Genomic DNA, 18,750 nt, shown 5'->3' on the forward strand with positions numbered 1-18,750 from the left:
AATTGAGCAAACTAAAACCAACGGAGGTGAAACAATTATGGGAAGAAATAAAGCAAATCACACACGTCCTGGTATGAATGCAGCCAAAGCACAAGGAAAGGGTGCAGGTTACAATACCGAATTTGGAAATGAGGCGCTAAGCTTGCCTAACGAGAAGTTAAGTGAAGCAGAACGTCAAAACAATAAAAAGACGAAAAAGCGCCACTAAGGCTTGGGAAACTGACTTTGCAACTGCTGAAGTTCGTTTAAGTAGCTCTTTAACTGAGGCTGCTGATGTTCTGAGGCTGTTTCAAGAGCATTTTCAATTTGTTGACAAGCCTTTTCGTTCTCGGTCATAAACTGGGAGTAATATACACCATATTCATCGCTTGAAGAATCAAGTTTTTTTGAGACATCAATCGTGTGGTGGTAGCCTTGTTCTGCTGCTTGATAAGCTTGTTGTTTATCTTTGTTATAGGGCATAGTTACCTTCCTTTTTTGGTTTGATATCTTTAACCTTCCAATTTAAATCATAATTATTCAATAAGGGGGACTTTTTATGGGAGAGCATAACACGTTTAAAGATATAAGAAAGAATGCTCCAAAGGGAGAAAATCCTGGACAGCCTGCTCCGATGAGCGGATCTAAAAAGGTAAAACAAAGAAATCACACCGGCCAAAACCATGGTGAAGGCCGTTAGATAAAAGGGTATTTGTCAAAAAGAAAGGGACGAGCACGATTGTGTCAGTCCCTTCCCTTTGATTATTGAATAGAATCAATGGCATGCAAGATCGTTAGCGTTTCTTCTTCTGTAACCGTTCTTAGATCAAGAAGCACTTCTTCCTCTTTAATACGTACAATTATTGGTGTTTGAAAATCACGGAAAGTTTTTGCCAAATATTCAGCGCCTTTTGGATGTGTCAGTCCGATACAATAAGTAGGCAGCTTCACATCTGGCATTGTACCTCCACCTACTTGAGAATACTCTTCTACGATTTTAACTGTGAGTGATGAATGATTTTCAACCTTTATCATTAACTCCATCACCTTTTCTTTAATTTCTTCCGATGTTTTTAGAATATCCCTTACTGTTGGAATTGTCATATGTTCACCATTTAAGTAAGCATTTAAAGTTTCGTTTAACGCGGCAATCGTGAATTTATCAACTCTTAAAACCCTAGCAAGCTGATGTTTTTTCAATGTATCGATAATTTCTTTTTTACCAGCAATAATTCCAGCTTGTGGTCCGCCCAATAATTTATCCCCGCTAAACGAAACAACATCGATGCCTGAACCAATAACAGATGAAACTAAAGGTTCGTCTCCAATGCCGTGAGAATGGAATGGGAAAAGCGCTCCGCTGCCTAAGTCCTCATAAATGACGAGTTCTGGATTTTTTTGTTTTAACTTTAATAGCTCAGTAGAGTGAACTTCTTTTGTAAATCCAATTACTTTAAAATTACTCGTATGCACTTTCATGAGCATACCGGTTTGATCTGATAATGCATTTTCATAATCAAAATAATGAGTCTTATTGGTTGTTCCAACTTCTCTTAAGATTGCACCACTTTCTTCCATAATAGAAGAAACTCGAAACGAGCCCCCAATTTCAACAAGCTCTCCTCTTGAAACAATAACTTCTTTGTTTTTTGCAAGTGCCTTCAGCACAAGATAAACAGCCGCAGCATTATTATTAACGACCATTGCTGCTTCTGCTCCTGTTACTCGCTGTATAAGGTTTTCAATAAGGTCATGCCGTGATCCACGTTTCCCTTTTTCAAGGTTGTATTCTAAGTTTGAATACATATGAGCAGTCTCTGACATACGCTGTACGCTTTTATCACTAAGTCTGGATCGGCCCAAATTAGTATGTATAACGATTCCACTTGCATTAATAATTGAGCGAATCTGATTCCCAGGATTACATAAACTTTTTCTAGCAGAAGTCTTTATAAGTTCTTGAATATCAGCTTTCAAGTCAATGTCATTTTGTTCCGAAAGAATATTTTTACGCCAGAGTTTGATCGCATCTTGAACAGCGCGTGTTATTTCCTTCTCAGGTTTGCCATTCACTTCAGAACTGATATCTTTAACAATCTCATGAACAGCAGGCAGCTGTCTTAAAAGGTCTCTTTTTAACATGGTGAAGCTCCTCCTTAAGGCTATAAAGATCATCCTATAAGGAGGATAACTTCGTTTAAGCCTTTAATTTCTCTAACTCTTCAATGATCAAATCATGATCCGGAAATTCACCGGTTTCTTTTTTTGAATAAAGTTTATTCCCATTTACAGACACTTCAAAAACACCGCCAGAGCTTGGAATCAGTTCAAGTGATGAAATATGAGTGCGAAAATGGCTAAAAAGTTCTTCCGCGAGACTCGCGGCTTTGGGTGCAAAGTTTCACATCATGCAGAATTCGATACTTACTTTCATCATTCATCCTCCTTTTTTAAGACTATTTTAGTATATCCTTAGCCAATTAACAAAAAAATGTTTATACTACTCAATAGGAGGTGCTAAACCCATATGACTAGCAAAGATAAAGTACGGCTGACCCACCTGTCATCTAAAGGTGGTTGAGGATGTAAAATCGGTCCAGAAGACCTGGCGCAAGTTTTGCGTCATTTACCTAAACGTGAAAATGATCCAAACCTTTTAGTAGGCCTAGATACTTCTGATGATGCAGGAGTATACAGACTAACAGAGGATTTAGCCATGATTCAAACTGTCGATTTCTTCACACCAATCGTTGATGATCCATATATGTTTGGACAGATTGCAGCTGCAAATTCACTTAGCGATGTTTATGCGATGGGAGGAAGACCAACTACCGTAATGAACATTGTTGGTTTTCCGATTAAGACGCTTGGACATGAAGTGCTCGCTGAAATCCTTAAAGGTGCTGCTGATAAAGTAAAAGAATCAGGTGCCGTACTTGTAGGCGGCCATTCGATCGATGATTCGGAGCCGAAGTTTGGATTATCTGTAACAGGGCTTGTTCATCCATCAAAGGTGTTTAAGAATGTTGGAGCAAGACCTGGCGATGTTCTTGTGTTAACCAAACCAATCGGTGTAGGAATACAAACGACCGCCATTAAAAATGACAAACTTTCAGAGAAGCAGGTTGAGCTTGTTAGCGAAACAATGGCCGCATTAAATAAAACGGCTGCAGAATGTTTGGAGGGACTCTCTCCAAATGCGGTTACAGATGTAACTGGTTTTGGTCTCCTTGGCCACGCTGCTGAAATGGCTAAAGGAACCGGCGGTATCTCCATTCACATTGATTTTGAATCCGTACCACTCCTTCCTGGAACGAATGAACTGGCACAAGCTGGAATTGTACCAGGCGGCTCAAAAGCGAACCATCGTTGGATTCAAGATGACGTAATCTATAGAGAAAATCTTGAGGAATGGCAGCAATTGATTTTATGTGATGCTGTAACATCCGGAGGTTTGTTAGTCAGCCTTCCTGAGGACGAGGCAGCTAAATACTTAAAAAGACTTCAGTCAAAAGGAAATAAAGATGCCAGCATCGTAGGACGTGTTTCGGAGTTAACCGAAAAATCAATCATAGCCAAATGAAAAAAACTCCGGACAGGTTCCGGAGTTTTTTATTCGGCTCTTTTCTAAACCCTATTTTCGCAAATTTTGTAGTAAGTAGTTGATATCCGCTTCAGGTTGCTCGCTTTCCACGGGGCGTACGGTGAGCCTCCTGCCGCTATGCGCCATTAGGAGTCTCCACCTGTCTAGTTGCAGTGGCTAGCCCCTCGAGGTCAAAAGCTAAATGGTCCAGAAGGCAAAGTACACCTTCCTAGCCCATTCACCTTTTGCTTGTCGGGGCTGAACGAGCCACTTCCACTTTTCGAACTGACCGCTCGTCCCGTAGGAGTCTAGCACCTTTCGCTCCAATCAACTTGCAAATGAAGAAAGGAAGAATCCAAATAGCAACCATCCTTCAAAAAGAACTTTTCTTAAAGATTTTTACTAAAGGTAGATTTTCAAGAGCTTCATCATTGAATCGTTAATTGGAGCGGAATGACGAGACTCCTGCAGGATAAGTGGGACAGGTGAGACCATTCAATGACGCAAAGCGGTGGATGGGCTCACCGCACACCCTGCGGAAAGCGAGTCATGGAGCGGAAATTAACCTCTTTCATTGCAACAAAGAATATGAAACAGCCTTTTAATAATTATAAATCTCTGCATACATTTGATCGTCAAACTTTTCCGGCATCCCGTCAAAAACAAGCTTTCCGTTTTTTAGTGCAATAATCCTTGTTGCGAATTTCTTAGCAAGAACTACATCATGAACATTTATGATTGAAACGAGGTTTCGCTTAACATGTGTTTCTTTTAATAGATGAAAAATTCTCTCCGCAGTACCTGGATCCAAGCTTGCTACAGGTTCATCTCCTAAGAAAACTTTTGGGTTTTGAACGAGTGCCCTGGCGATCGCTACCCTTTGCTTTTGGCCCCCGCTAAGATTTTCTACTCTCCTTGTTGGTTCAACCGTAAGTTCCACTTGTTGAATTGCCTCTAAAGCATGCTGTCTTTCAGTGGAGTTGAATAGACCAATCAGATTTTCGTAAGATTTTTTATAACCGAACAAACCCGTTAAAATGTTTTGAACGACGCTCATTCTTGGAATTAAGTTAAAATGCTGAAAAATCATTCCTGTTTTGCGCCGAACCTCTAAATTTTCTTTGTTTGTCATCTCTGTTAAGGATTTATCTTCCCATTTTATGCTTCCTTTTGAAACTGGCTGAAGACCGTTGATACAACGGATAAACGTTGATTTTCCTGCACCGCTTCTTCCTAAGACACAAACGAATTCGCCTCGTTGAAAAGAAATATTCACATCTTGTAATGCAGGTTCAGTTGTACCAGGATATAAAACAGTAACATTTTCAAATTCAATCATTTCATCACCTAAATAACCTTTTCCCGTATTTTTCCGCCAATATAATCTACTAAGATAACCATGACCATAATGAGCAGAACGTCTACAGACACAAGCTGATATTGAAACGTCTTAAAATGGATAAATAACTGCTGACCGATTCCACCGCCACCGATCAGTCCTAAAATAAGTGAAGTTCGAATCGCTACTTCAAAACGATAGAAAAATTGAGAAAGGACATTTGGCCATATTTGAGGTAGAATAGCAAACAAGTTTCCAATCCACTTCTTTGCACCTACAGCTCTCATGGCTTCCATAGGGCCTTTATCAGCCGCTTCAATTAGTTCTGATATCAGCTTGCCTAATACACCGATATTATGAAGCACAATAGCGATTACGGCCGGAAAAGGACCAAGACCCAATGTTGTTAAAAGGATTAAACCAAAAACAAATTCCGGAACCGATCTCATAAAGCTTAGAAAGAACCGGGTGATAACATAAACGATCCGATTACTACTTGTATTTCGTGCTGCAAAAAAACTTAACGGCAGCCCAATGATTAAACCAAACAAGCTCCCCAAAAATGCGATTGCGATCGTTAATAAACTTTCTTGAAATAAATATGGAAGACTCTCCGTGTTCATCGGAAACCATTTTGACAGAAAGTCACTCATATTTTGAAAGTCTTTAAATTTTGATAGATCAAATTCTGTTAATCTCATGCTTAAACCGACAACGACAATCAAGCACAAAAATACAAACAATTGGCTCCTCTTAAACCAAACCATTATTCCCCTCTATTCTTTAATCGTACCTTCTTTAATAGCTGCCTTTCGGATACTCTCATAATCTTTATTATCCGCTTTTGTAAAACCTGTTGCTCCAAAAGCATCTAAAATTTCTTTGTCCTTTATATCTAAAAAGATATCTTGCAGCTTCTTCATTGTTTCTGAATCTGTATTTTTCGAAACTGCCCAAGGATATTGGAATAGCTTCTCAGACTTCCAGATAACTTTAAACTGATCACCGTCTATAGAACCTTCCTCAACCAGTTTGTCATAAATGGCGCTGTCGATTGCTCCGACGTCTACTTGTTTATTCTGCACGGCAAGTGCAGTTGCATCATGTGAACCTGTAAATCTTACGTTATTAAATTCGTTTTCTGACTCACTCTTATAAACGCCTTCATCTTTTAATTTAATGCTTGGAATTAAAGAGCCAGATGTTGAAGATGGATCACCAAAAGCAAACTTAACATTTTTTACATCAGAAATCATATCATCAATACTCTCATATTGACTGTCTTTATGTGTGATCAGGTAAGAGTAGTAAAACGGTTCCCCTTTAATCAATTGAGTGACGATTGCTTTAGCACCGCTCTCTTCATGTGCCACAACATATGTAAGTGGACCAAAGTAAGCCATATCAATCTTATCGTAGTTCATTGCCTCTACTACACCATTGTAGTCCGGATACGATGTAATCTTAACTTCTCTGTCCATTTTTTTAATAAGGAGATTCTGAAGTTTATCAAGTGCACCTTTCATTTCACCTTCTGTTTGAGCTGGTATGACTCCGATCGTAAACACATCATCTTTATTTGCTTTATTATTTTTTGTATCCTCTTTCTTCGTTCCGCAAGCTGAGAGGACCAAGATAAGTGCCATCAATAACAAGCCTAACTTTTTCATTTTATTCTCTCCTTTATATTTTGTATAAGTTTAAGTATGAAACTACTTCTTTTTCAATAGTGTGTTTCTCAATGATCGTTTGATACCCATTAGCACATAGATGTTTATAAAAATTTTCGTCTGATAACACTTTTTTCAAAGATTGATATAACTCTTCATGATTTTGAAAGAGCATTCCGTTTTCATTATGACGAATAATGCTGCAATTCCCAGTATTACTTCGGGCAATTACAGGTTTATGAAGACTCATCGCTTCTATTAGCGAGGTAGACTGACCTTCCGTAAATGATGTGTTTAACACAAGATCTGTCCATTCATAAAGTTCTTTCATTCGAGATAAATCGATTTCCGGCAAATAATGCAGCCACTCATACTTTTTTACAGCTTCTTGTACTTGGGTATAAACATCATGATCTAAATTTGCCCCCGCAATTAAAAGTGTAATTTCGGGAAAATCTTTCTTTAATTTTAAGATGCTCTTTAGTGCGTATAAAACATCCTTAACTGGTCTAAGCCCAGCAGGCAGTAACAGTTTTGGTGTTCCGATCGGTAATGGAAGAGGTTCACTAGAACGATCATGAGCTGGCAAATACACACTCTGTGGTATGACATGAACAAAATCCTCGTTTAAGCCATATTGATTTACTAGCATCCATTTTGCATCTTGAGTGAAAACTGTAACTGCTTTTGCCTTTTTTAATAGTGGAAGATACCTTTGTTCATTTTCTATCAAAGAATGGTTTAGATCGGTACCGCCAGACGTTACGATATAGGGCTTGTCCAATCCCACTTGATTTCTCTCAGCCCACTTTACAAATCGAGCAAAATGAAGAATGTGGAAAACGTCAGCTTTCTCCATTCTCTCTCTTACTACGGAATCATAAGACATCTCTTCATATGAAAAGATATTCATCTCAACTTCACCTTCACGAGATAACCCATGTTCTATTCGTCTCGCAGTAGTGGCATTGCCTCGATTTTGGTAATAATACGGTGTGAAGAACAGTACGTTTATGTTAGTATCTCTCAAAGTTACACCCATTTCCTTACATTCGAATCTCTAATCGTATAACCATTGGTATCCATGCATTCCAAAAATGGAATTAGAAATTTCCTAGATGTATCAAGAGCTGCTTTTGCTTCTTGTACAGTGAAACTTCCGTTCGTCTTGCTTCGTAACTGTTCCACAGCTGTATCAAAAGCAGATTTGCTCAGCAGCACTTCGTCAAAAAGAACAACTGCTTGATTCGTTTTAATCAAATGGTATTTATAATCGTTATACAGCTCTTCTGGTAATTGCTGCGATTTGAAAAGCGATAGAAGATCATCCGGCTCTAGTTTCATTTCCTCTAAACGCTCTAGAACTTGTGACATTTTCTTTGACCATTTTTGTGGGAAATCAGGCTTAAAATCTGACAAATGAACAAACTGATCTGTAACAGATATAATGGATGTTTCAATCCATTGATCAATAAGACCATTAACCACTTTTGGATGGAGTTTTCCTTTTAAATATTGAACAGCTTCTGCCTTTGGAATACCTTGACGTAAAGGATTTTCTTCATGGAACTGTTTAAGTCTATCGATCCATTCAGATTGCACTCTCTCAAGAGTTAATGCCGCAAAATAATACCCTTGTATTTGATGAATAGAATTAAGTTCCAAAAGTTGATCGATCGCTTCATTAAAATCCTGTTCTTCAAATCCTGTAAGTTTCTTTAAATCGATCTCCGTTAACGACCCTTCTTTTTCAAGTGTATGAAGAACTCTCTCTTGAGGAGTCCCTTCATATTTCCCTTTTAAAAGTTCAATCGTGTTCGTACCAAATTTATAAATTGAACCGTTCGGGTCGATAACTTCACCGCCTCCGATCGTTTCTTCTGGTGAAGGACGCCTTATGATGTACTTGTCCCCGCGTTTCGTTACAATTTCTTCATCTAATCTAACTTGGCAGAATATTTGATGTGAATTGTTTTCAAGTTCATTTCGATCGAAAAAGACAAGTTTCCCCATAACTTCAGATGTTCCTGTGTAGAACTTAACCGGTGCTCTCTGTTTTATTTTACCGTCCCACCCATTTCCTGTTGATAGCACGATATCGATCATATCTGTTGTCGAAAAGACATGAGGTGATAATAAAACATGTCCTCTCTTCCAAGCTGTTCTGGATCCTCCTGAAAGATTAAGAGCTGCTCGCTGCCCTGCTTTTGCAGAATTCACATCTTGTTTATGTACTTGCAATTTACGGATTTTCACCTTGTCATTTCCAGGCTCTATGATTAGGTCATCACCCGCGCGGACTTCTCCTTCGTAAACAGTTCCACGTACAACGGTTCCCTGTCCTTTTACAGTAAAGATGTGGTCGATAGGCATACGAAACGCTCCTTGTGAAGATCTCGTTTGGGCCCCTTGCAACAGTTGACCAATCTCGTTTTTTAGATCATCAATTCCAGACATAGTGATGCTATCTACAAAATGAACGGGGAACGTTGCAAATGCAGTTGACCTTGTAAGCTCTCCAATATCTTCTTCAACTAGCAGTCTCATTTCTTCGTCTATCAGATCAGACTTTGTTACAACTATGACACCAGTTTCAATACCTAAATAAGAAAGAATTTCAAAATGTTCGCGTGTTTGCGGCATAACTCCTTCATCTGCAGCAATTACTAGAAGAACGAGATCGATTCCAGCAACCCCAGCAATCATTTGACGAATAAATTTTTCGTGACCAGGAACATCAACGATCGAGGTATTTATTTCATCAGTTAATGGAAAGGGGGCAAAACCTGGCTCAATGGTTATCTTACGTTCTTTTTCTTCTTTAAGTGTATCTGTGTCCACTCCACTCAAAGCTTTTGTAAGTGTTGTTTTACCGTGATCGATATGACCCGCCATACCAATCGTATAATATCTAACTGTCATATGTTTTAACCACCTATACTTACATACTTCTTACACTTTATGTAATGCACATGTAAAAAACAAGGATAATGCATTTTCAAAGAGATTGGTATAGCTTTTTTAGCCCTTTGTAATTATTTCCCGAATCTTTATACGCGAATGTATATTTATTCACGTGTGTATACCCACAGGTTATCCACAGAACAAGTTATTCACACTTGTCCACAACCTGAACTGTTATAGTTCAATTATTTTCCTGTTATAGTCGATGGTCTGTTATAGTACGAAAAAATGCTGTACTAGTATTTTCACACCATAATTCGACAGTATTCCCCTCCCCTATCCGATCTATTAAGTCTAGAGTCTTGTCCAATCGGTATAAAATCATGTATAATGCAATAGCGAGCAAGAGATTTTTTATGGGGCCAGATGTGTAGCTGGTGCTTGCCTGGGTCTTCAAAACCTTTTGGGAGGCGCGTGCCGTCTCCGGTGGGTTCGATTCCCACATGGTCCCGCCAAAATTTATACATACGAGGTGGACGCATTGTCTGGATGGTTCATCACTTTTATCGTGCTGTGGTCCATTTTTTTATTCACTATGTTTGCAATCGGTGGGTATTTTATGTTTCGCAAATTCTTAAAACGCCTTCCTAAAGAAGATGGAAAATCGATCTTAGATTGGCAGGAACATTATATTAACCAAACCATTCATTTATGGAATGAAGATCAAAAGAAGCTTTTAAATGAACTAGTTGCTCCAGTTCCTGAACTTTTTCGTGATGTCGCAAAAGAAAAGATTGCTGGAAAGATTGGAGAATTAGCATTAGAAGAAAATGCAAGTTCTATGTCGCAGGATTTGATCATTCGAGGATATATTATCGCAACACCAAAACGGGATCATAAGTGGCTTATTAAGACATTAAAGAAGAAGAATATTGATATCGAGCCTTATCAATCATTGCTCGCATAAAGAACCCCTGAATCGAATAGATTCAGGGGTTTCCTTTTCACTAGAACTTATAATGCGATTTCATTTTTCTTTTTCATGAACAAGAACAGCATCGCTAGCCGCCAAGGTAGAATCATACCAAAAGCAACGATAAAGAATAGCGAACTCGTTTCAAAGATGGATATCGTCGAGCCGATATACCACTTCAATGCTAAACGAATGGCAAACAATCCGATAATAATAAAAATGAAGGCTTTCGATCTTACAAGGTATACATGATCACCTTTTATTTCGAATTTGCTTGTCATGATGAGGAAGATTGAAAACATAAGACCAACCACAAAGGCCTCCCCTGCTTCGATCCATGTAATATGAAAAGCAGGTATTACGAACTGAAGAAACCCTGTACTCATAGCTAAAGGAGGTATAATAATTCTCTTTGCTGTTACAGGTTCTCTTGTTTCTTTCATACGAAAGTTAAAAACAATTACAGCCATGATAATGGCAAAGCATGTACTCGCAATAAAAAACACGATTAGTTCCCTTCCCCTACTTCTTTCTCAATCTTATCTTCTGCAATAGAGAGGATGATTGTCATAGTAACACCTATTACAGTGAAATATACACCTAAATCAAAAAGCATAGCAGTTGCAAGTTCAGTCTTTCCTAGTATCGGAAGGTAGAAGTAGCCAAAACTTTGGCTTAAAAATGGTACTCCTAAAACAAATGAACCCGCACCAGTAAGAATCGCTATTAAAAGTCCAGCTGCAATCATATATGTATAGTTAATAGGCAGAATTCTATTTACAGGCTGTAGTCCGTAAGAAACATATAAAAGAAGAATGGCGCCTGCTCCCATCAATCCTCCTATAAAACCTCCGCCAGGTGCATTATGCCCTGAAAATAACATGTTTACAGAAAAAGCTAAAATAACAAAAACAATGATATTCGTTGTTGTTTTTAAGATAAGGTCGTTAGAACGTGTATGCATGATGTAAATCCCCTTTCGTAAGTAATCTTAAAAACCTTTAAATCCACCAAAAACTCGATTTGTTAAAAATGATGTTAGCTGGGTCAACCAGTCAAAGTAAAGTAAGATCCCCATAACTACCATCAAGGTACCCCCTACCACCATAAACTGACGATTAAATCGTTTGATTGACTTTAGTTTATCCAAAAAGAAGCTTAATACAAAAAATGGAACAGCAAATCCTAAAACATAAGCAACCATATAAGTTAATGAAGCTGCTGGATTTGATACTCCTAGTGCAATGACTCCAGCTAGAATTGGTCCCATACAAGGTGTCCATCCTGCTGCAAACCCAATTCCTATTAGTACAGAACCCGCATACCCGGCAGGTCGCGATTGAAATCTTACTTTTTTATCTTTCATCAAAAATGTTGGAGTTATGAATCCCATTACAACGAGTCCAAAAAAGATAATCACGATTGCGCCAATTTGCCTCAGCAACGTTTGATATTCTACAAAAAGATCTCCAATAATTGTAGTAGATAATCCTAAGAAAAGAAATATTATTGAAAAACCTATTAAAAAGAATGTCGTATGTAAAAGCGCTCTTTTTCTAAGCATAGCGTTTTCTTCTTTTAGTTCCTGAACCGATATACCTGTAATGTAAGATAAAAATGCAGGATATAACGGTAAGCAGCAAGGGGATATAAAAGACAGCAGTCCGGCCCCAAACGCAAGCCAAATATTGAGATCGTTCATTTAGCAGAAGCTCCTTTTTTACAGTTCTCTCTCTATCTTAATGGGAATAGCCAAATTGTTCAAACATAAAGAAAGACAGCTTCGTGAAAAGCTGTCCAAATCCTATCACTTATGGTTTTTGCAAATATTCTTCAAGTGTAATTCCTTGTGCATGAATTTTCTTTGCATGATCTACACCTACGTATCTTAAATGCCATGGTTCATACTGATACCCAGTAATATGTTCTTTTCCTTTCAGGTATCTAATGATAAATCCATACTTATGCGCATTATCAGCAAGCCATTTACCTTCTTTTGTTTCTCCGAATGCCTCCACGAGTTCATAATTCACTTCTGGAGAAGTAACGTCCATCGATAAACCTGTTTGATGCTCGCTTTGTCCAGGCTTAGAACTTGTTTTATTTGCAACTTCTTCTCCTCTTTGCTCTGCATTATAAGCAAAGATTGACACTTGAGTGTCATAAGATCGATAACCAGATTGAGCAAGAAGTTCTAACCCGTTCTCCTCAGCTGCCTTAAACAACGCTTCTAACGAAGTAGCTGCTTCTTTTCTTAATTTCTTTTTAGGAAGATCCTCTTTAAACGGAAACGGAACATTAGGTTTTACCAAATCTTTTGGTTCATAATCTTCAGGTAAATTTCTTTCTTTGTTCGCAACAATTAAAAGATCATCTAGATTCTGAACAACTGCTTGTCCGTCACCAGATACGGTTACCGTTTCTTCAAGCCATGGTAGATCAGCTTCAGGAGAAGGTTGTTCTTCGTTAGGTTCTGTTTCGTTTTCGTTCGTTTTTGGAGTCGATTGTTCATTTGAAATCTTTTTTTCTTGTTTTTCAGAGCTTTCATTTTTAAATGCAGCATTCCATTGTTTTTCAGCCCATTCAACGGGTTTACATGCCGTAAGGAGTAACATGCTTCCAATTAGCATTGATGGTAATACATAGTTCTTCAAAGTACTCTCATCCTTTTTATTCAGTTTGTATGTGTATGCTATCTTATCATAGGATAATTTGCAAATAAGTCAATGACATATGACATAAGTTCATATATTCGAAAAATTAAAGACAATAAATAGGTAACTCTCTGTCTCCAATCCCTATATTGATGAAGGCAAAACAAAATTACTTAATAGAGAAGAGACAATTAGAAAAGTTGTTTTCGCAAACTCTGTTGCTCTTGAAAGTAGTTGATTTCCGTTCCAGGTTGCTTCGCTTTCCGCGGGGCGTGCGGTGAGCCCCTTGACGCTTGGCGCCCTTAAGGGTCTCACCTGACCGCTTCAAGTAAGTTCCCTTGCTCCTGCGTCTACAAGTTAATGCTACCGCAGTGATTTTCCTCGTCGCATGCCTTGCGAGGAAGCTTTTCAGGTGGTAGGCACGCACCTTACACTACTATCAACTTGTCAGTGAAGGAAAAAACAAATTAATTAGTAGAAACAATCCTTTAGAAAAGAACATAGTATATAAACCACCATAACAAAATACAAAAAGGCAGCTCCCTCTGATTAGGAACTGCCTCCATTTTATCCTACTTCATCCATTGAATCCTTACCGTGCTGCAGAAGAAACATCTTATGATACAGTCCCCTCTCTCTTAAGAGCTCTTGATGTGTACCACGTTCTACGATCTCGCCTTTATGCAGTACCAAAATGAGCTCAGCATCTTGAATCGTAGAAAGTCTGTGTGCGATGGCGATCGTCGTTCTGCCGCTTCTCATCTTATTAAGAGCTAGCTGAATCTCTTCTTCGGTTTCTGTATCAATATTTGCTGTAGCTTCATCCAAAATTAAAATTTTTGGGGAAAAAGCCATTGTTCTTGCAAACGAGATCAGCTGTCTTTGTCCGCTAGAGAACGTAGCACCTCTCTCTCCTATTTCAGTCTGATACCCCTCAGGCAATTTTTCGATAAACGTTGACGCTTGAACAAATCGAGCAGCTGACGTCACATCTTCATCTGAAATATCTTCATTGTACATTCTAATATTCTGGGTGATATCTCCCACAAACAAAAATGGATCTTGAAGAACGAGACCTACTTTTTCCCTTAGTTCCTTATTTTCATAATGTTTAAGGGGAACATCATCAATAAAGATTTGTCCTTTTTTCACATCATAAAAACGCATGAGCAAATTGATGATTGAACTTTTCCCGCTTCCGGTATGGCCGACTAGTGCGACCGTCTGCCCAGGAAGTGCAGTGAAGGAAATATTCTTGAGTACCTCTTGTTCCCCATCATAGGAAAAAGTAACATTTTTGAATTCAATCTTTCCATTTTGAATAACAGGTTCTTGATTTCCTTCTTTTACCGGAGCGAATTCTTTTTCATCCATGACGGTAAATACACGGCCGGCTGAAACAATGGCTTGCTGAAAAATTGAGAGACGCATCATCATCATGTTAACTGGTTCAAAAAATCGATCTAAATAGTTTATGAACGCATAGATTACTCCAATCTCTACTGGCGAATTGAAGGATTTGATGCCAAAAAAGGATAGAATCATCAACAGTACGAGCATATAAACGAGATCGACTGCCGGGCGCAATAACAAACCATTATATTTGATGTTTCGAATCTGGGCGTCATTGTGTTCATTATTAATGAGCGCAAACTCTTTTCTAAGACGTCTCTCTTGGTTAAATGCCTGAACGATTGACATGCCCTGAAGTGATTCGTTCAGTTTTGCATTTAACTGACTGAGCTTTTCTCTCATCTCGTAAAACGATTTTGAACTATATTTACGATACATCCACATGATTGCTACAATAAACGGCAATATACATAAGCAAAACAGTGCGAGTTTCACATTTAAGTAGAACATGAATCCGAAAATCCCGAATAAAAATACGATATTTTGAACAAAAGTGGAAAGCACACTAACATACAAGTCCTTTACAGCTTCTGTATCGTTTGTAATTCTTGAAACTAAACTTCCAACTGGTGTGCGGTCAAAGAACTTTAACCCCAATGAATGCACCTTTGAAAATACTTGGATCCGTAATGTTTGTATGATGTCTAATGCTACAGATTGAAATAAAACAAATTGAATATAGTTAACAGCCGCTGAGATTAAGATTAATCCTATATAACTAGATGCCAGAATCAGCAATGCTTTTTGTTCAAAATTACGAGGCGTTACGTAATCGTCAATGAACGTCTTAACTAAGATTGGTCCGGTCAGTTCAGCAGCTGTTGCAATCAATAGTAGAAAGAATGCTAGCGCTAACCGCTTTTTATGCGGGGTTGTGTACGACATTAATCTCTTGAACACTGTCCATTGTTTCATTTGCTGCAGTTCATCTTGATGGTGTTCTTGTTCTGGTGCACTCATTTCATCACACCTCCTTCTGAAATCAACGTTTCTAAAGCTTGCCTTTCATATGTTTCTTTGTACCATCCTTCTTCATTAACTAAGCTGTGATGAGTTCCTCTTTGACTGATCGTGCCGTTTTCCAAAACAATGATTAAATCACAATGAGCGATTGAAGAAAGACGATGTGCCGTAATGATAGTCGTTTGATTTTGCCGTTTCGCTTTTAAATGCTGAAGGATCGATTCTTCAGTTTTGGCATCAACCGCAGAAAGTGAATCGTCTAAAATTAAAATTTCAGGATTTCTAAGTAAAGCCCTAGCTATTGAAATCCTTTGTTTCTGCCCTCCCGAAAGTGTTACTCCCCGCTCTCCTACTACCGTTTCATAGCCATACTTGAATTGAGAGATATCTTTATGAATGGAAGCGAGCTCTGCAGCTTCTTTCACTTCTGAAAAAGGCGAGTCAATTTTGGCAAAAGCTATATTTTCAACAATGGTCGCCGAAAACAAAAAGTGATCTTGTGGAACATAACCGATTGCTCCTCTTAATGCATGCAACTTGTAATCACTAATGTCATGGCCATCTATTAAAATATCACCATGATTTAAGTTATATTCACGCAGCAATAACTTACAAAGACTAGTTTTTCCGCTCCCTGTCTTTCCGACAATCCCCAGTGTTTGCCCTCGTTTTAACGTAAAAGTAATCTCCTCTAGTACAGGTGAACTTTCAGCGTAAGAGAACTCTTTCAACTGATAAGAGATATCACCATGTGGACTGGATTCAATTGTGCCCGAGTCCTCGATTTCTTCTTTTACAGCAAGCAGTGATTCAACTCGGTCATATGACGCTCTTCCCCGTTCAACAATATTAAACAACCATCCGAAAGCCAGCATCGGCCATATTAACAATCCGAGATAACTCGTGAATGAAATGAGCTCTCCGATTGTTAGTTCATTTCGAGTGACGAGAATAGAACCATAGCTTACAGCCAAGAAGAATGATAAACCGATAATTAGCGATATTGTTGGATCGAATAAAGAATCGATCCGTGCAACCGCCATATTCTTCTTAACTGCATCTTTTGAAAGATCTTCAAAACTTTTAATATCATCTGTTTCCTGACCAAATGCCTTAATTACTCTAGTTCCAGAAATACTCTCTTGCACTTTATCATTCAAAGTGGAGAATGCTTCTTGAGCACTATGAAACCGTTTATGGAGCATCGTTCCATATTTGTTAGTAGCCCACGCCATAATCGGTAAAGGCAACAAACTAACAAGTGTCAGTTTCCAGCTGATCGTTGTGGCCATAGCGATTAGTGTAAATCCACCCATCATTAATGAATCAACTAGTGTTAAAACACCATCCCCAGCTGTTTGCTGAATCGCTTGAAGGTCATTTGTAGAATGAGCCATCAAGTCCCCCACACGCCGTTTATGATAAAAAGCTTGAGATTTCTTTGTGAAATGCTCATATAACCGGTTTCTTAAAAGCATCGCAAGTTTTACTGCAGCACCAAAGATCAAAATTCTCCATATGTAGCGCAGGACATATATTCCGATAGCGATACCGATGAGAAGCCCACCATATTGCCACAATAGCCCTTCAGTTATCGTTTTTCTCTCTATATGATCGACGATGAGTCCAACAACTTTCGGAGGTACTAGTAAACCTAATGAAACGAAGGCGAGCATGATAATACCGCCTATATAACGCCATTTCTCCTGTTTGAAATACCACATTAACTGCAGAAAAACTTTCAACACCTGTTCCCCCTTGTAAGCAAATCAAAAACAAGTATAGTTTACCAATATATGAAAATTCCGAAAAGGAAAAAGTTTCACAAAAAAAGACCCTCTAAATGGGTCTTCTTTATAGGATTAGACGTTTTATTTGTTCTTTTACTTTTATATAAATCTCTTCAAACGAATCTCCATATAATTTTACACATTCACTCTCATACTTTTGTTCGGCGAATTCGTATTTCGGATCGTAATAGTTTTCTAACAATAAAGATACCACTTTTTCATAATTTTGATTTTGAAGACGATGCTGCAAATCCTCCATAACAGGTAATGGTATTCTTTTAGATAGCTTATTTACAGCCTCAACAATCTCATCTTTATGCAGAAGTGGCTTGTACACATTACAAATAAAATGAACTCTTAAGTGAAACGGAATCTCAACATGAATACGTGTCCCGCTGTATTTTCCTTCTAAAAGAAAATCTGGAACAACAACTCTTCCTATTCTTTTGCTTTCTGATTCGATGATAAGCGATTGTGATGTTTCTAATTCTTTGAGGCGTTCAAAAAGATTTGATTCAAACTTTTTCTGCGAAGAAGGCTGTTCACCTATTCTTCCAAAGATCGATCCTTTATGCCCAGCCATTTCTTCTAAATTTATGACCGGGTATCCCTCACTTTGCAATTGTTCTAAAATTTTCGTTTTCATCGTGCCAGTGTGGCCTTCAAGTACGATTATCTTTCGAGGAGTCTTTATAAATCTTTCAAAAAAGGATTCGATCTGTTTTCTATACGAACGAATTCCGCCTTCAAGCTGTAAACATTGAATTCCAATCATGTTCATCGTTTGAGCGATGCTTTTGGAGCGTAAACCGCCTCTTGCACAGTAGATTACCGCTTTTTTATCTGGGTTTTTCTTCTTTTCTGTTTTTATCTTTTGAAAAAGAGCAGGCAGCTTTGGACCAACAACTTCAAGTCCACGCTCTATCGCTGCCTCTTTGCTCTCTTGCTTATAGAGCGTTCCAATTTCTGCTCTTTGTTCATTTGTAAATATACTAAGGTTAATAGCTCCTGGAAGATGATATTCTTCATATTCTTTTGGAGACCTTACATCAAAAAGCAAATATTTATCTAAATCCAAGTCATTAATGGAAATCGTCTCTAAATTGTTCACGGCCATCATCCTTTAGTTGCTGCTATCAATAGCTATAGTAGAACGAAAACAAGCACCCGATTCATATCAGGGTGCTTGTACAACACTTACTTCATTTGCTTGTTCATAGCCTGCATCATTTGGTTAATTTTCTTTTGAGAAGGCTTTTGACCCATCTGCATCATCATCACACGCAACATATTTTCATTAATCGGTGGATTTTTTTGTAAATAACTCATCATATACTTGCGGGCAATAAAAAATCCGATCGCAACACCTGCAATCAGTGAAAGTGCACACACAAGGATTATCATACCAGTACCCATTGTTAAAACTTCCTCCTTCATGTTGTCTAGAACTAGTTTACTACAAGTTTACCATCACATACAAGA

Annotated in this window: 20 protein-coding genes and 1 tRNA gene; 5 read left to right on the forward strand and 16 right to left on the reverse strand. The window is 38.3% G+C overall.

Annotated features, from left to right (window positions below; genetic code table 11):
• The first annotated feature begins 37 nt into the window (after positions 1 to 37).
• Positions 38 to 208, forward strand: a complete 171-nt coding sequence (gene sspO, locus P8610_RS07665; RefSeq protein ID WP_066241155.1) for a small acid-soluble spore protein O — start codon at positions 38 to 40, stop codon at positions 206 to 208.
• Here sspO and P8610_RS07670 read toward each other — a convergent pair.
• Complete coding sequence (locus P8610_RS07670; protein ID WP_394603834.1) at positions 205 to 462, reverse strand: hypothetical protein; 258 nt, start codon at positions 460 to 462, stop codon at positions 205 to 207. The genes sspO and P8610_RS07670 overlap by 4 nt on opposite strands.
• A gap of 76 nt (positions 463 to 538) precedes the next feature.
• Here P8610_RS07670 and P8610_RS07675 point away from each other — a divergent pair, with 76 nt between their 5' ends.
• Complete coding sequence (locus P8610_RS07675; protein ID WP_289495575.1) at positions 539 to 679, forward strand: small acid-soluble spore protein P; 141 nt, start codon at positions 539 to 541, stop codon at positions 677 to 679.
• 62 nt (positions 680 to 741) lie between these two features.
• Here the strand turns inward: P8610_RS07675 and selA are convergent, their stop codons facing one another.
• Positions 742 to 2,121 (reverse strand): L-seryl-tRNA(Sec) selenium transferase, encoded by a 1,380-nt coding sequence (gene selA / locus P8610_RS07680; protein WP_394603835.1) that lies wholly within the window; start codon positions 2,119 to 2,121, stop codon positions 742 to 744.
• Between the two features lie 55 nt (positions 2,122 to 2,176).
• The gene (locus tag P8610_RS07685; RefSeq protein WP_394603836.1) at positions 2,177 to 2,413 is read right to left on the reverse strand and encodes an Rdx family protein; all 237 of its coding nucleotides are present in this window, start codon (positions 2,411 to 2,413) and stop codon (positions 2,177 to 2,179) included.
• 93 nt (positions 2,414 to 2,506) lie between these two features.
• Between P8610_RS07685 and selD the strand changes: the two genes are divergently transcribed.
• On the forward strand, positions 2,507 to 3,562 hold the full coding sequence (selD, locus tag P8610_RS07690) for a selenide, water dikinase SelD (RefSeq protein ID WP_394603837.1): 1,056 nt from the start codon (positions 2,507 to 2,509) through the stop codon (positions 3,560 to 3,562).
• A gap of 601 nt (positions 3,563 to 4,163) precedes the next feature.
• Here the strand turns inward: selD and phnC are convergent.
• The 5 genes from phnC to selB are packed head-to-tail and all read right to left on the reverse strand — an operon-like array spanning position 4,164 to position 9,493.
• Positions 4,164 to 4,901 (reverse strand): phosphonate ABC transporter ATP-binding protein, encoded by a 738-nt coding sequence (gene phnC, locus P8610_RS07695; protein ID WP_394603839.1) that lies wholly within the window; start codon positions 4,899 to 4,901, stop codon positions 4,164 to 4,166.
• A gap of 8 nt (positions 4,902 to 4,909) precedes the next feature.
• Positions 4,910 to 5,668: a phosphonate ABC transporter, permease protein PhnE gene (phnE, locus tag P8610_RS07700; RefSeq protein WP_394603841.1), complete on the reverse strand. Its 759-nt coding sequence runs from the start codon at positions 5,666 to 5,668 to the stop codon at positions 4,910 to 4,912.
• Positions 5,669 to 5,677: 9 nt separating this feature from the next.
• Positions 5,678 to 6,571 carry a phosphate/phosphite/phosphonate ABC transporter substrate-binding protein gene (gene phnD / locus P8610_RS07705; RefSeq protein ID WP_394603843.1) on the reverse strand — a complete coding sequence of 298 codons (894 nt, stop codon included), beginning with the start codon at positions 6,569 to 6,571 and terminating at the stop codon, positions 5,678 to 5,680.
• A gap of 13 nt (positions 6,572 to 6,584) precedes the next feature.
• On the reverse strand, positions 6,585 to 7,601 hold the full coding sequence (locus P8610_RS07710) for a glycosyltransferase (protein ID WP_394603845.1): 1,017 nt from the start codon (positions 7,599 to 7,601) through the stop codon (positions 6,585 to 6,587).
• 2 nt (positions 7,602 to 7,603) lie between these two features.
• Positions 7,604 to 9,493, reverse strand: a complete 1,890-nt coding sequence (selB, locus tag P8610_RS07715; RefSeq protein WP_394603846.1) for a selenocysteine-specific translation elongation factor — start codon at positions 9,491 to 9,493, stop codon at positions 7,604 to 7,606.
• Positions 9,494 to 9,893: 400 nt separating this feature from the next.
• On the opposite strand from selB, the gene P8610_RS07720 reads away from it, so the two are divergent.
• Positions 9,894 to 9,990: transfer RNA gene (locus P8610_RS07720), tRNA-Sec, on the forward strand.
• Positions 9,991 to 10,016: 26 nt separating this feature from the next.
• Complete coding sequence (locus P8610_RS07725; RefSeq protein WP_394603847.1) at positions 10,017 to 10,442, forward strand: DUF2621 domain-containing protein; 426 nt, start codon at positions 10,017 to 10,019, stop codon at positions 10,440 to 10,442.
• A 47-nt stretch (positions 10,443 to 10,489) separates the two neighbouring features.
• Here the strand turns inward: P8610_RS07725 and P8610_RS07730 are convergent, their stop codons facing one another.
• From P8610_RS07730 to P8610_RS07765, 8 genes are all read right to left on the reverse strand, one after another.
• Positions 10,490 to 10,954: a CcdC family protein gene (locus tag P8610_RS07730; RefSeq protein WP_289495585.1), complete on the reverse strand. Its 465-nt coding sequence runs from the start codon at positions 10,952 to 10,954 to the stop codon at positions 10,490 to 10,492.
• A 2-nt stretch (positions 10,955 to 10,956) separates the two neighbouring features.
• Positions 10,957 to 11,412, reverse strand: coding sequence for a Na(+)/H(+) antiporter subunit B (locus tag P8610_RS07735; protein ID WP_289495586.1), 456 nt, complete (start codon positions 11,410 to 11,412; stop codon positions 10,957 to 10,959).
• Between the two features lie 27 nt (positions 11,413 to 11,439).
• A complete protein-coding gene (locus P8610_RS07740; RefSeq protein ID WP_289495587.1) occupies positions 11,440 to 12,150 on the reverse strand; it encodes a cytochrome c biogenesis CcdA family protein in 711 nt (236 codons plus the stop codon).
• A 109-nt stretch (positions 12,151 to 12,259) separates the two neighbouring features.
• Complete coding sequence (locus tag P8610_RS07745; RefSeq protein WP_394603848.1) at positions 12,260 to 13,102, reverse strand: M15 family metallopeptidase; 843 nt, start codon at positions 13,100 to 13,102, stop codon at positions 12,260 to 12,262.
• Positions 13,103 to 13,669: 567 nt separating this feature from the next.
• On the reverse strand, positions 13,670 to 15,475 hold the full coding sequence (locus tag P8610_RS07750) for an ABC transporter ATP-binding protein (RefSeq protein ID WP_394603849.1): 1,806 nt from the start codon (positions 15,473 to 15,475) through the stop codon (positions 13,670 to 13,672).
• The gene (locus tag P8610_RS07755; RefSeq protein WP_394603917.1) at positions 15,472 to 17,223 is read right to left on the reverse strand and encodes an ABC transporter transmembrane domain-containing protein; all 1,752 of its coding nucleotides are present in this window, start codon (positions 17,221 to 17,223) and stop codon (positions 15,472 to 15,474) included. Before P8610_RS07755 ends, P8610_RS07750 begins: the two co-directional genes overlap by 4 nt.
• Before the next feature lie 109 nt (positions 17,224 to 17,332).
• Positions 17,333 to 18,379, reverse strand: coding sequence for a tRNA 2-selenouridine(34) synthase MnmH (gene mnmH, locus P8610_RS07760; protein WP_394603850.1), 1,047 nt, complete (start codon positions 18,377 to 18,379; stop codon positions 17,333 to 17,335).
• 86 nt (positions 18,380 to 18,465) lie between these two features.
• A complete protein-coding gene (locus P8610_RS07765; RefSeq protein WP_066241071.1) occupies positions 18,466 to 18,684 on the reverse strand; it encodes a YneF family protein in 219 nt (72 codons plus the stop codon).
• Positions 18,685 to 18,750: the final 66 nt, after the last annotated feature.

The organism is Fictibacillus sp. UD (genome assembly GCF_043558025.1).
GTDB lineage: Bacteria > Bacillota > Bacilli > Bacillales > Fictibacillaceae > Fictibacillus.

What these genes read in the sequence shown, in the direction of transcription:
- sspO (WP_066241155.1), top strand. Translation starts at nt 38, where the DNA reads ATGGGAAGAAATAAAGCAAATCACACACGTCCTGGTATGAATGCAGCC.
- P8610_RS07670 (WP_394603834.1), bottom strand. Translation starts at nt 462, where the DNA reads ATGCCCTATAACAAAGATAAACAACAAGCTTATCAAGCAGCAGAACAA.
- P8610_RS07675 (WP_289495575.1), top strand. Translation starts at nt 539, where the DNA reads ATGGGAGAGCATAACACGTTTAAAGATATAAGAAAGAATGCTCCAAAG.
- selA (WP_394603835.1), bottom strand. Translation starts at nt 2,121, where the DNA reads ATGTTAAAAAGAGACCTTTTAAGACAGCTGCCTGCTGTTCATGAGATT.
- phnC (WP_394603839.1), bottom strand. Translation starts at nt 4,901, where the DNA reads ATGATTGAATTTGAAAATGTTACTGTTTTATATCCTGGTACAACTGAA.
- phnE (WP_394603841.1), bottom strand. Translation starts at nt 5,668, where the DNA reads ATGGTTTGGTTTAAGAGGAGCCAATTGTTTGTATTTTTGTGCTTGATT.
- phnD (WP_394603843.1), bottom strand. Translation starts at nt 6,571, where the DNA reads ATGAAAAAGTTAGGCTTGTTATTGATGGCACTTATCTTGGTCCTCTCA.
- selB (WP_394603846.1), bottom strand. Translation starts at nt 9,493, where the DNA reads ATGACAGTTAGATATTATACGATTGGTATGGCGGGTCATATCGATCAC.
- P8610_RS07735 (WP_289495586.1), bottom strand. Translation starts at nt 11,412, where the DNA reads ATGCATACACGTTCTAACGACCTTATCTTAAAAACAACAACGAATATC.
- P8610_RS07740 (WP_289495587.1), bottom strand. Translation starts at nt 12,150, where the DNA reads ATGAACGATCTCAATATTTGGCTTGCGTTTGGGGCCGGACTGCTGTCT.
- P8610_RS07750 (WP_394603849.1), bottom strand. Translation starts at nt 15,475, where the DNA reads ATGAGTGCACCAGAACAAGAACACCATCAAGATGAACTGCAGCAAATG.
- P8610_RS07765 (WP_066241071.1), bottom strand. Translation starts at nt 18,684, where the DNA reads ATGGGTACTGGTATGATAATCCTTGTGTGTGCACTTTCACTGATTGCA.